This window comes from Actinoplanes sp. SE50/110 (genome assembly GCF_900119315.1).
Taxonomy (GTDB): Bacteria; Actinomycetota; Actinomycetes; order Mycobacteriales; family Micromonosporaceae; genus Actinoplanes.
The window spans coordinates 8,345,509-8,357,088 of record NZ_LT827010.1 but is presented as its reverse complement, the minus strand read 5'-3'; the positions used below and the strand labels follow the sequence as shown (position 1 = coordinate 8,357,088).

The 11,580-nt window shown below is 71.2% G+C and carries 13 protein-coding genes; 6 read left to right on the top strand and 7 right to left on the bottom strand.

Annotated elements, in window-relative coordinates:
* Positions 1 to 329 precede the first annotated feature (329 nt).
* Together ACSP50_RS37240 and ACSP50_RS37235 are read right to left on the bottom strand one after the other, a co-directional pair.
* Entirely contained in the window at positions 330 to 584 is a 255-nt protein-coding gene (locus ACSP50_RS37240) for a WhiB family transcriptional regulator (protein WP_014694499.1), read from the bottom strand.
* Positions 585 to 995: 411 nt separating this feature from the next.
* On the bottom strand, positions 996 to 1,946 hold the full coding sequence (locus ACSP50_RS37235) for a diacylglycerol kinase family protein (RefSeq protein WP_014694498.1): 951 nt from the start codon (positions 1,944 to 1,946) through the stop codon (positions 996 to 998).
* 51 nt (positions 1,947 to 1,997) lie between these two features.
* Here ACSP50_RS37235 and ACSP50_RS37230 point away from each other — a divergent pair, with 51 nt between their 5' ends.
* The gene (locus tag ACSP50_RS37230; RefSeq protein WP_231956793.1) at positions 1,998 to 2,393 is read left to right on the top strand and encodes a hypothetical protein; all 396 of its coding nucleotides are present in this window, start codon (positions 1,998 to 2,000) and stop codon (positions 2,391 to 2,393) included.
* A gap of 38 nt (positions 2,394 to 2,431) precedes the next feature.
* Complete coding sequence (locus tag ACSP50_RS37225; RefSeq protein WP_043512929.1) at positions 2,432 to 3,136, top strand: FadR/GntR family transcriptional regulator; 705 nt, start codon at positions 2,432 to 2,434, stop codon at positions 3,134 to 3,136.
* 5 nt (positions 3,137 to 3,141) lie between these two features.
* Here the strand turns inward: ACSP50_RS37225 and ACSP50_RS37220 are convergent, their stop codons facing one another.
* Positions 3,142 to 3,549, bottom strand: a complete 408-nt coding sequence (locus ACSP50_RS37220; protein ID WP_014694495.1) for an ATP-binding protein — start codon at positions 3,547 to 3,549, stop codon at positions 3,142 to 3,144.
* Positions 3,550 to 3,644: 95 nt separating this feature from the next.
* A complete protein-coding gene (sodN, locus tag ACSP50_RS37215; protein WP_014694494.1) occupies positions 3,645 to 4,049 on the bottom strand; it encodes a superoxide dismutase, Ni in 405 nt (134 codons plus the stop codon).
* A gap of 133 nt (positions 4,050 to 4,182) precedes the next feature.
* On the opposite strand from sodN, the gene ACSP50_RS37210 reads away from it, so the two are divergent.
* The 4 genes from ACSP50_RS37210 to ACSP50_RS43250 all read left to right on the top strand — a co-directional run bounded on the left by ACSP50_RS37210 (position 4,183) and on the right by ACSP50_RS43250 (position 7,602).
* Positions 4,183 to 4,443: a S26 family signal peptidase gene (locus ACSP50_RS37210; RefSeq protein ID WP_080128278.1), complete on the top strand. Its 261-nt coding sequence runs from the start codon at positions 4,183 to 4,185 to the stop codon at positions 4,441 to 4,443.
* A 213-nt stretch (positions 4,444 to 4,656) separates the two neighbouring features.
* Entirely contained in the window at positions 4,657 to 5,814 is a 1,158-nt protein-coding gene (locus tag ACSP50_RS37205; protein ID WP_172898928.1) for an NADP-dependent malic enzyme, read from the top strand.
* A 344-nt stretch (positions 5,815 to 6,158) separates the two neighbouring features.
* Positions 6,159 to 7,100, top strand: coding sequence for a zinc-binding dehydrogenase (locus ACSP50_RS37200; protein WP_014694491.1), 942 nt, complete (start codon positions 6,159 to 6,161; stop codon positions 7,098 to 7,100).
* A gap of 343 nt (positions 7,101 to 7,443) precedes the next feature.
* On the top strand, positions 7,444 to 7,602 hold the full coding sequence (locus ACSP50_RS43250) for a hypothetical protein (RefSeq protein ID WP_014694490.1): 159 nt from the start codon (positions 7,444 to 7,446) through the stop codon (positions 7,600 to 7,602).
* A 531-nt stretch (positions 7,603 to 8,133) separates the two neighbouring features.
* Here the strand turns inward: ACSP50_RS43250 and ACSP50_RS37195 are convergent.
* From ACSP50_RS37195 to ACSP50_RS43245, 3 genes are all read right to left on the bottom strand, one after another.
* A complete protein-coding gene (locus tag ACSP50_RS37195; RefSeq protein ID WP_014694489.1) occupies positions 8,134 to 9,249 on the bottom strand; it encodes an acetate/propionate family kinase in 1,116 nt (371 codons plus the stop codon).
* Entirely contained in the window at positions 9,246 to 11,318 is a 2,073-nt protein-coding gene (pta, locus tag ACSP50_RS37190) for a phosphate acetyltransferase (protein WP_014694488.1), read from the bottom strand. Before pta ends, ACSP50_RS37195 begins: the two co-directional genes overlap by 4 nt.
* 63 nt (positions 11,319 to 11,381) lie before the next feature.
* Positions 11,382 to 11,558 (bottom strand): DUF6104 family protein, encoded by a 177-nt coding sequence (locus ACSP50_RS43245; RefSeq protein ID WP_014694487.1) that lies wholly within the window; start codon positions 11,556 to 11,558, stop codon positions 11,382 to 11,384.
* Positions 11,559 to 11,580 lie beyond the last annotated feature (22 nt).

The following is an 11,580-nucleotide window of genomic DNA, read 5'->3' as shown; positions in this document are numbered from 1 at the left end:
GGGGCAGAGGCCGGCCGCAGGGTCAGAGTGGACGATCCAAATGATCGACGACTACCTAAAGTGACGATCACTCTGCGCTACGCGATTTTCGGCGCTTCCGGCGCGGCGCCGCGCCCCGGTCGAGATCGGAGCGTCCACAGCGGAGTGTGCCCGAGTCGCGACGGAAACCGATCAGCGGGCCATTTCGAGATCATTTCAGGAGTACGGGCAAACGTACGGTGATCGAATTGGCGCGCAGGGGAATGGCGGCGGTGGGTAAGCGGCCCGAAACAGCAAGACGCCCCGGTGCCGGTACGGCCCGGGGCGCAAATGCTGTGTGGGGGATTGAATCAAGCGGTGGGAGCGGACACGCGAAGGCCGCCGCGACGCTTGACCGCGCGCCGCTCGTCTTCGCTCATCCCGCCCCATACGCCGGCGTCCTGGCCGGACTCGAGTGCCCACGAGAGGCATTCCTCGGTCACGGGGCACCGCCGGCACACGGCCTTGGCCTGCTCGACCTGCAGGAGCGCGGGGCCGGACGTCCCGATCGGGAAGAACAGCTCCGGGTCCTCGTCGCGGCAGATCGCATCGTGACGCCAGTCCATGGCGGCAAACTCCTTGTTTCGGATGGGGTAATGAAAACAGTGCTGTTTACCTATATGCATGCGCTCGCGGTGCCGACGGGTTGTACCCGTACGCTCACCAGAGCGTTAGCAAGCTTTTGAGTTTGGCGGCCGTTCTGCGCTTCCAGATTTAGAACGCGCACATGTGGCAACCGGTTACTTCTTATCGCTTGTGAATGCTTTCACGAACTCTCGCGATGTCAAGGGTAGCGCTGGAAGTTTCTTCCGACGGGTGAGCTGGCTCACGTACCCATATGTCCGGTTCTCCTGCTCTTGCCGGAGCCGGTTGACGAACGCTCCCATCAATGTAGTACGGTCCCGGCCTTCTTGCCGACCTTTTGCCCGTGTTTCTGTAACGGATCGTGAGCACGTCCCGAAAGACGTACCCCTGCGTCAGCAGATCACACGTAGCGCTGAGGGGACGGACACGAAGTGCACCTTCTGCCGCTCGCCGAGATAGTCACCGTCCAGCTGGAATGCCTGGGGGCGGGACGAGATCACGGTGAACTCCGGAAGATCATGCAGCCGTAACACTTGTTTACCGTGCGGATCACCGGATCGCCACGCGAGTTGTGTCACGGTCCTCGTGGTTGCGGAAACCTTGAGTTTGCGCAGGGCCAGCACATCGAGCCCGAGATCGAAGGAAGCGTCCGGATTGGGGTCCACCGGACGGTTGCCGGCGTACGTCCAGGGGGCGGTGTTCTGCACGATCACCGTGCCCAGACCGGTGTCGGCCTCCTCACCCGGACGTTCGAGGGTCATCGGCGGATCGGACCGGTCCGTCTCGGTGAGTAATTGGCCGACCATCGCCCGTAGATAGAGGCCCGGCGTCGAGGTCCGGCCTCGCAGCCGGGCCTGCTCCACCCGGCGGACCACCGCGGCGTCCAGGCCCAGGCCGGCGGCGAAGGTGAAGTAGCGGTCGTCGGCGCGTCCGAGATTGATCACCCGGTGCCGCCCGTCGCGGAGGCCGTCCAGAATCACGCTGGTGCCGTCCGCCCAGTCGCGGGGGAGTCCGAGCGCGCGGGCGAAGACGTTGGTGGAGCCGCCGGGGACCACGGCGAGTGCGGGCAGCCGGTATGCCGCCGGGCCGGGCAGGCCGGCCAGTGCGCCGGGCGCGGTGAGCAGGCCGTTGACCGCCTCGTTCACGGTGCCGTCCCCGCCGAGCGTGACCACCACGTCGACACCGGCCTCGGCCGCGGTGCGCGCCAGCACGGTGGCGTGCCCGCGCCGCTCGGTGTATCGCACGGTCAGGTCGGTCGCGCTGCGCAGCGCGCGGACGAGCACGTCGCGTCCGCGCTCGGTGGTCGTCGTCGCGCGGGGGTTGACCACCAGCAAGGCACGCATGGCGGCACCTTACCGGCCGGAGCCCGATCCGGCGGTCGGTATGGTGCAGCCGTGAACGCTGAGAAGCCCGTGACGACCGCGGCGGCGTCCCTCGAATGGGGAGTCCGGCTGCTCTACCTGCAATGCGCGGGGCTGGCCGGGCTCACGGCGTACCTGATTGTCCTCGATCTGACCCGGACCGGAGCGGACGTGGGCGTGGCGGCCGCCCTGACGGTGCTGGCGGCCCTGGCCGCCGTGGCGGTCTTCCTCGTCGCGCGGGCGCTGGGCCGCCGCCGGGTCCGAGCCCGCGGGCCGGCCGTGGTCGTGCAGCTGTTCCTGCTGGCCACCGGCGGTTTCCTGGTCCAGGTCGGACCACTCTGGCTGGGTGTCGTGCTGCTCGTCGTCGCGGCGGTCACCGCGGTGCTGGTGCTGTTGCCGGCAAGCAGCCGAGCGTTGGGTGTCGATTAACCGGTCCCCTGCGGCCGATCAAGGCATAACCTGGTTGGGTGACCGGCTCAACGGTGCGCCCGCCCGCCTATCAGCAACTCGCGGACGATCTGCGTGCGGATATCACTTCGGGACGACTGCAGCCGGGCGAGCGGTTACCGCCCGAGCCCGAGCTGTGCGTCAAGATCGGCGTCAGCCGCAGCACGGTGCGCGAGGCGTTACGCCTGCTCGCCAGCCAGCATCTGATCGTCACCACCCGCGGCGTGACCGGCGGGAGCTTCGTCGCGCATCCGGATGCCGGGCAGCTCGCCGAGGGCCTGTCCACCGGGTTCGCGCTGCTCGCGCACTCGGCCGGGGTGGGGCTCGCCGACCTGCTGGAGCTGCGCCGGGCGCTGGAGGTGCCGGCCGCCGGGCTGGCCGCCATGCGACGGACCGACGCGCACCTCGCCGAGATGCGGGCGGCACTGTTCGACCCGGCGCTCGACGATCTGGACACCATGCTCGCGGCGCACTCGGTGTTTCACCGGGCGCTCGCCAAGGCGACCGGCAACCCGCTGTTCGAGCTGGTGGGCCGCCCGCTGTACCAGGCGTCGTACGGCGAGGAGGTGGTGTCCGACCTGCCGGAGCAATACTGGCCGCGGATCGACGCGGACCACCGGGAGCTGCTTGACCACCTGGTCGCGCGGGATGCCGAGGCGGCCCGGCAGACCGCGTCACGGCACCTCGACTACATCGCGCTCACCGCGACGGTGCCGCGCCCCTGAGGGGATCAGTATTCGGTGCGCCGGGTGAGCAACCGGATCGTCGCGTGCTGGCCGTTCGCCTCGGCGGCGGCCGACGTGGTCAGCGCGGTCAGCACCTTCCACGCGAAGGACGACTCGGACGGCAGCCGCGCACCGCGCACCGTGGCGACGGTGACCTCCACGGTCAGCGCGTCGTCGGTGACGGCGAACCGGCACTCCAGCTCGGCGCCACGGGTGGCGATCGCGAGCAGCATGGCGCACGCCTCGTCGACGGCGATCCGCAGATCCTCGATCTCGTCGAGGGCGAAGTGGAGCCGGGCGGCCAGGCCGGCGGTAGCCGTCCGGAGCACGCCGAGATAACCGCCGTCGGCGGGCACCGTCAGGAGCACGACGTCGTCTCCGACTTCCGGCTCCGCCTGGGTCAGCTGGGACACGCGCGACCTCCTCCTGTCGGTGGAGACTCTAACCGGTTACCACCTGTCATCGCAGCGGCCGGCGCACCCCGCGGGGCACGCCGGCCGAGTCGCACTCAGGCCTGCTTGGTCTCCCAGAAAATCTTGGAGATCTCCTCGATCTTGCCGAGCAGCTGGTCGGCGACCGCGACGTCGACCGAGCCCTTGGCGCCGGACGCGCCGGCGAGCTTGGTGGCCTCGTTGAAGAGCTGGTGCAGGTTCGGGTACTTCTCGAAGTGCGGGGCCTTGAAGTAGTCGGTCCACAGCACCCAGAGGTGGTGCTTGACCAGCTCGGCGCGCTGCTCCTTGATCAGGATGGCCCGGGTGCGGAACTCGGGGTCCGTGTTCGCCGCGTACTTCTCGGCGATGGCCTTGATCGACTCGGCCTCGATCCGGGCCTGGGCCGGGTCGTAGACGCCGCAGGGCAGGTCGCAGTGCGCGCTGACCACGGTGCGCGGCATCAGGAAACGCGGAAGTCGCATCAGGACTCCTCCATAGAGTTTGCGATGATCCGGGACTGACACTACCCCTTACATCCCCGGGCTAACGCGACGGAGGCTTGCTGCCTTGAAGTGGCAATTACCACTATTCGCCGTGCTGGTGCACGGCCCGTCGATGGCGCCGGCACTGCGTCACGGCGACGCCCTGCTCGTCCGTCGCGGCGCGCGGGTAAGGACCGGCGACATCGTGGTCGCCCGCTTCCGTTCCCGGCCGGGCCTGCTCGTCGTTAAGCGGGCAGTGCGGGAGCAGGCCGGTGGGTGGTGGATCGAGGGGGACAACGCTCTGGTCCAGGACGACTCACGGGCGTACGGGGTGGCAGATCTCATTGGCCGAGTGGTGTTTCGCTACTACCCCCGTCCAGGGCGGTTACGTTAGTCTCCAGTATCCCCAGCGCACACCCGCGCTGCGGTCGCTTTCCCGGGTGACCCCCGCATGCACCGCCGTCTGGCGCATACTCGCGACCAGCACGTGTCAGGTGCGACGTATCAATGTCGATGCCGTGTGGAGTTCACCGTGTCTTTCTTCAGTTTCGAGCTCGATCCCGCCCTGGCCGCTGATCCGGTCTTCGACCTGCACCGCCGGGGCAAGATGACGATGAGCGCGACCGTTCCGCTGGCCAGCCGGGACGATCTGTCCCTGGCCTACACCCCGGGCGTCGCCCGGGTCTGCGAGGCCATCGCCGCCGACGAATCGCTCTACCCCGACTACACCTGGACGTCGAACACCGTCGCCGTCGTCACCGACGGATCCGCGGTGCTCGGGCTCGGCAACATCGGGCCGAAAGCCGCCATGCCCGTCATGGAGGGCAAGTCGGTGCTGTTCAAGCAGTTCGGCGGGGTCGACTCGATCCCGATCTGCCTGGACACCCAGGACGTCGAGGGCATCATCGCGGCGGTCAAGGCGATGGCACCGTCGTTCGGCGGGATCAACCTGGAGGACATCAGCGCCCCGCGCTGCTTCGAGATCGAACGCCGGCTCGACGCCGAGCTGGACATCCCGGTCTTCCACGACGACCAGCACGGCACCGCGGTCGTCACCCTCGCCGCCCTGCGCAACGCCGCCGCCCTCCTCGGCCGCTCCTTCGCCGACCTGCGCGTCGTGATCAGCGGCGCCGGCGCGGCCGGGGTCGCGATCACCAACACCCTGATCGCGGCCGGCGTCCAGGGCGCCAACGTGATCGTCGTCGACTCGCGCGGCATCATCCACGCCGACCGCACCGACCTCACCGCGACCAAGGCCGACCTGGCCGCCGCCACCAACGTCTCGGGCCGCACCGGCGGCATCGCCGAGGCCCTGATCGGTGCGGACGTCCTGGTCGGCGTCTCCGGCGGGAGCATCCCGGAGGAGGCCCTCTCGGGCATGGCCCCCGGCGCGATCATCTTCGCGCTGGCCAACCCCACCCCCGAGGTGCCGCCGGCGACCGCCCACAAGTACGCCGCGATCGTCGCCACCGGCCGCAGCGACTTCCCCAACCAGATCAACAACGTCCTCGCGTTCCCGGGCATCTTCCGCGGCGCCCTCGACGTCCGCGCCACCACCATCACCGACGCGATGAAGGTGGCCGCGGCAGACGCCATCGCCGCGATCGTCGCCGACGACCTCCGTCCGGAAGCGATCGTTCCGTCACCGCTCGACCCGCGGGTCGCACCGGCGGTCGCCGCCGCGGTCGCCGCCGCCGCCGTCCGTGACGGCGTGGCGCGCCGCACCCCGGCGCTCGCGCCGGTTCAGGCCTGTCAGACCGTCTGAGCCGGTTGCCGGGTCGCTGCTTCACCTGACGCGCCGCGCCGCCTTCCGGCGGGGCGGCGCGCCGCTTTCCCCGGGGATCGCCGGACCTCGGGCCGATTCCCGACTGGCGGTCCGCTGTCCGATTTCAACCCCGATGGTGTACGCCGTGAAGCCCGCCCCGGTCGCCCATTCCCGCGAGTGGCACCGTTCCCGGCAGCGCTCTTCGGCCGGTGTGGCGGCTCCCGGCGGGAGGTGGCGGTGTGGCGTCGCCGCCGGCCGGCCGTTGAGGGGCCGGGGTGGCCGGTGGGTGATTCGGAGCCGATCGATGTGGGGTGTGGGCCCGGCACGACGGCTAGGGTCGGATCATGCGCGCTGCCTACGTGTCCCAGCTTCAGCCCGACGAGCCGTTGAGCGGCCTGACCGTCGGCGATCTGCCCTTCACACCGCCGGCGGGCTGGGTGCCGGTCGAGGTCCGGGCCAGTTCGCTCAACCAGCATGACGTCTGGTCGCTGCGCGGGGTGGGCCTGCCCGCCGACCGCCTGCCGATGATCCTCGGCTGTGACGCCGCCGGGGTGACCCCGGACGGCGCCGCGGTGCTGGTCTATCCGGTGGTCGAGGACAAGGCTGACCCGCGGGGCTATTCGCTCTTCTCCGAGCGGCACCCCGGCACGCTGGCCGAGCGGGTCGCCGCGCCCCGGGAGAACCTGCTGCCCATCCCGGAGGGTGTCTCCTTCGCCGAGGCGGCTTGCCTGCCCACGGCATGGCTGACGGCGTACCACATGCTCGTCACCCGCGGCCGCGCCGACCGGGCCGGCGCGATCCTGGTCCAGGGCGCCGGCGGCGGCGTCGCCACGGCCGCCGTCGCACTCGGCGTCGCCCTGGGCAAGCGGGTCTACGCCACCAGTCGACACCAGGCGAAACGTGACCGCATCGCCGAGCTGGGCGCGGTGGCGGTCGAGCCCGGCGCCCGCCTTCCCGAACGGGTCGACGTGGTCATCGAGTCCGTCGGCGAACCCACCTTCGACCACTCGATGAAGTGCGCCGCCCCCGGCGCCCGCATCGTCGTCTGCGGCGCCACCGCCGGCCACCTGGCCCGCATCGACCTGCGGCGGGTCTTCGCCATGCAGCTGGAAATCCTCGGCAGCAGCATGGGCACCCCCGCCGAACTCGCCGAACTCCTCCAGATGTGCGCCACCGGCCGCATCCACCCGGTGATCGACTCCACCCACCCGTTCGACGCCACCCCGGACGCCTTCGCCCGCCTGCTGTCCCCCGACCTCTTCGGCAAGGTGGTCATCACCCACTGAGGTCAGGCCCATGACCGTTCATTGACCGCAGGGTGGTGACCGTTCATTGACCGCAGGGTGGTGACCACCCCACTGAGCGCAGGGTCGTGACCACCCCACTGAGCGCAGGGGTCGTGACCACCCCACTGAGCGCAGGGTCGTGACCACCCCACTGAGCGCAGGGTCGGCATCCACCGAGCGCAGGGTCGGCATCCACTGAGCGCAGAAGCGGGACCGCCGGCCGAAGGCAGGGTCGTGACCATTGGCGTAACCGGTGCGCCGGCGGAGCGGTGGTCGCACACCGTGTCCGCCGGGTGGTACTCGTCTTGGCGGAAGCGTGCACGCCTTGGCTAGGGTCGGCTCCATGTCTGACAAAAGCGTCGACCCGAGCGGAAACACCGAAGCCTTCCGCGCCTTCACCCGGGAGCCGGATGACGCGGCGCCGTCCAGGATGCCGTTGGTGATCGGCGGCGTGGTCGCGGCCGTCATCGTCATCGCCGTGATCGCCTGGCTGGCCCTGTAACCGATCGCCCACCCGGCCCGCCACCTATCGCGGGCCGGGCCGGGCACCGGACAGCATAAACCGCCCCGCGCACCGGGAATCCACCACCCACCAAGCCGGCCGCGCAGCGGGAATCGACCACCCACCAAGCCGGCCGCGCAGCGGGAATCGACCACCCACCAAGCCGGCCCGCCCAGTGGAAACCCACCACCCACCAAGCTGGCCCGCACAGCGGAAATATCGGCCCACCAAGGCCGAGCAGCAGGACCCGGACGGGCACCGAGGTTGGCCCGGGCAGGCCGAATCGACCGCGCGGCAGGCCGGGTCCGGGCGACCGGCGGCCTGTGCCCGCCCGTGGCCTGTGCCCGCCCGTGGCCTGTGCCCGCCCGCGGCCTGTGCCCGCCCGTGGCCTGTGCCCGCCCGCGGCCGGTGGCCTGTGCCCGCCCGTGGCCGCCGACCCGTGCCCGCCCGCGGCCGGTGGCCTGTGCCCGCCCGTGGCCGCCGACCCGTGCCCGCCCGCGGCCGCCGACCTGTGCCGGTCGGTGCAGCGGCTCAGACCGGCAGGGCCAGGGCCCGCCGGGACTCGTCGGCGATCTCCAGTTCCTCCTCGGTCGGGATGACGCACACCGTCACCGGGGCGCCGTCCGGGGAGATGATCAGATCGTTGCGGCTGTTGCGGGCTTCGTCGACGATGATGCCGAGGGGCTCCAGCCCGGCCAGGGCGGCGGCCCTGACCCGGGAAGAGTTCTCCCCCACGCCGGCCGTGAAGGTGATCGCGTGGGCACCGCCGAGCACGGCGAGATAGGCGCCGACGTATTCGCGGAGGCGGCGGGTGTAGGTCAGGAACGCCAGCTCGGCTTCCGGGTCGCCGGCGGTGACCCGGTCGAGGACCTCGCGCATGTCGTTGGCGCCGGTCAGGCCGAGCAGGCCGCCGTGCCGGGTGAGCGAGTCCTCGATCTCGTCCAGCGACAGGCCGCCGGCGCGGTGCAGGTGGAAGATCAGGCTGGGGTCGATGTCGCCGGAGCGGGTGCCCATCACCAGGCCGCTGAGCGGGGTCATCCCCATCGACGTGGCGACGCAGACCCCGCCGTCGACGGCGGCGGCGCTGGCGCCGTTGCCCAGGTGCAGGGTGATCACCCGGGTGTCCTCGACCGGCCGGTCGAGGACGTGGGCGGTCCGGCGGGACACGTAGGCGTGCGACGTGCCGTGGAACCCGTACCGCCGCAGGCCGAAGCGTTCGGCGAGGGTGCGGTCGACGGCCCAGATCACCCCCTCCGGCGGGATCGTCGAGTGGAACGCGGTGTCGAAGACGGCGACCTGCGGCACCTCGGGCAGCAGCTCGCGGGCGACCCGGATACCGGTCAGCGCGCCCGGGTTGTGCAGCGGGGCGAGCGGAACGAGTTCCTCGACCGCGGCCACCACCTCGTCGGTGATCACCGTGGCCTCGGTGAAGCGTTCGCCGCCGTGCACCACCCGGTGCCCGACCGCGGCCAGGTCGCTCAGGTCGAGCCGGTCCATCAGGTCGCGCAGCGCCGACAGGTGGTCGGTGGCGTCGCCGCCCGGCTCGCCGATCCGCTGGATCAGCCCCTTGGCCTGGACGTCGGCGCCGTCGAAGAGGCGGTACCGGACCGACGAGGAGCCGCAGTTGAGCACGAGTACCCGGGTCATCTGGCTCCCGCCTGGATCGCCGTGATCGCCACGGTGTTGATGATGTCCTTGACGGTGGCGCCGCGGGACAGGTCGTTGACCGGGCGGCGCAGGCCCTGCATGACCGGGCCGACCGCGACCGCGTTCGCCGAGCGCTGGACCGCCTTGTAGGTGTTGTTGCCGGTGTTCAGGTCGGGGAAGACGAACACCGTGGCCTGCCCGGCGACCGCGCTGCCGGGGAGTTTCGCGGCGGCGACCGCGGGGTCGATGGCCGCGTCGTACTGGATCGGGCCCTCGACCGGCAGGTCCGGCCGGCGCTCCCGGACCAGGGCGGTGGCCGCCGCGACCTTCTCCACGTCGGCGCCGGCGCCGGAACTGCCGGTGGAGTAGGAGAGCATCGCGACCCGGGGCTCGATGCCGAAGGCTGCCGCGGTCGTCGCCGAGGAGAGGGCGATGTCGGCGAGCTGGGCGGCGTCTGGGTCGGGGTTGACCGCGCAGTCGCCGTAGACCAGCACCCGGTCGGCCAGCAGCATGAAGAAGACACTGGACGCGACGGACACCTCGGGCACCGTCTTGATGATCTCGAACGCCGGGCGGATGGTGGCCGCCGTGGTGTGCACCGAGCCGGACACCATGCCGTCGGCATAGCCCGCGGCGACCATCATGGTGCCGAAGTAGTTGACGTCGCGGACCACGTCGTATGCCAGGTCGAGGGTGACCGCGCGGCCCTTGCGGATCTCGGCGTAGCGGGCCGCGAAGTCGTCGCGCCACGAGCTGGTGGCCGGGTCGATCAGGTGGGCGTCGCCGATCTCGACGCCGATCTCGCGGGCCCGGCGGGTGATCTCGGCCGGATCGCCGAGCAGGGTCAGCTCGGCCACCCCGCGGCGCAGCAGGGTTTCCGCGGCGCGCAGGATCCGCTCCTCGGCGCCCTCCGGCAGGACCAGGTGGCGGCGGTCGGCGCGGGCCCGGTCGATCAGATCGTTCTCGAACATCAGCGGGGTGACCCGGGCGGAGCGGGCCACGTCGAGCACCTTGGAGAGCTCGGCGGTGTCCACGTGCGTCTCGAAGGCGCCGAGCGCGGCCTGCACCTTGCGGGGTGTGCTGAGCCGGGCCCGCACCCGGTCGGACAGGGCGATGGTGTGGAAGCTGTCGGCCTTGGTGACCAGCATCGCAAGGCCGGTGCCGAGCCGCTCGATGACCCGCACGACGCGCGGGTCGGGTGGCTCGCCGAGGGTGAGCACCAGCCCGGCCAGGGTGACCGTGCCGGCCGCGTGCGCCGCGCTCGCCGCGACCAGCAGGTCGGCGCGGTCGCCGGGAGTGATCAGCAGTGCCCCGTCGGTGAGGTGCTCCAGCACGGTGGGCACGTGGGCGGCGCCGACGACATAGTCGAGCACGTCCCGGTCGAGGGCGCCGGGCGTGCCGGACAGGACGGTCGCGTCGAGCGCGTCGGCGACCTCGCCGACGGTGGGCGCCGCGATCGCCGGGACCTCGGGGATCGTCCAGAACGGGACGGGCAGGCTCGGCGCCGGGCCGCCGCCGGCGGCGGCCGGCACCCGGTTGGCGATCACCGCGGCCACCGTGGCGCCCAGGTCGGTGACCGAGTGGTACGCACTGCGGGCCGCCGCCGCGAGGGACTCCCCGCCGCGCCCGGCCCCGCTCACCACCGGCACCACCACGCTGCCGAACTCGGTCGCCAGCCGGGCGTTGAAGGCCAGCTCCCGAGGCAGTTCGTCGTGGCCCTCGTCGCCCTGGTCGGCGAAGTCGCTCCCGATGATCACGACCGAGGTGCTCTGCCGCTCGACCGCGCGATACCGCTCGACGATCCGGCCGATGAGCTCCTCGCGCCGGCCGTCGGCGATCAACGCGGCCGCCTCGGCCAGGGTGACCCCGAACGACTCGGCGGCCGGCACCGGCGAGGGATAACGCTCCCGCAGGGCGGCCAGCAGCGGATCACGGTCGACAGCCGGGACCAGGGGCCGGAACACCGCCACCCCGGCGACCTGACGGGACAGCAGCTCGACGATCCCCAGGGCCACCGTGCCCTTGCCGACAGCCGGGCCCAGGCCCGCTACATAGACACTCCGCGCCACGCCCCCAAATTACCGGCTGAGCATGAACGCCGCCGGGTCAAAGGGCCCGCCTGTGGACAACCCTCAGTCCTCGTCGTCGTCATCCCGGGCGAGCCAGGTGGCGAACCGCTCGATCGGGGTCTCGAACTCCGGGTTCAGGTCGACGAAGGTGCGCAGCTGCTCGCCGAGCCACTCGAGCGTCACGGTCTCCTCGCCGCGCCGCTGGACCAGCTCCTCGATGCCCCGATCGGTGAAGTACATGGTCCGAATAGTAGAAGGGGGC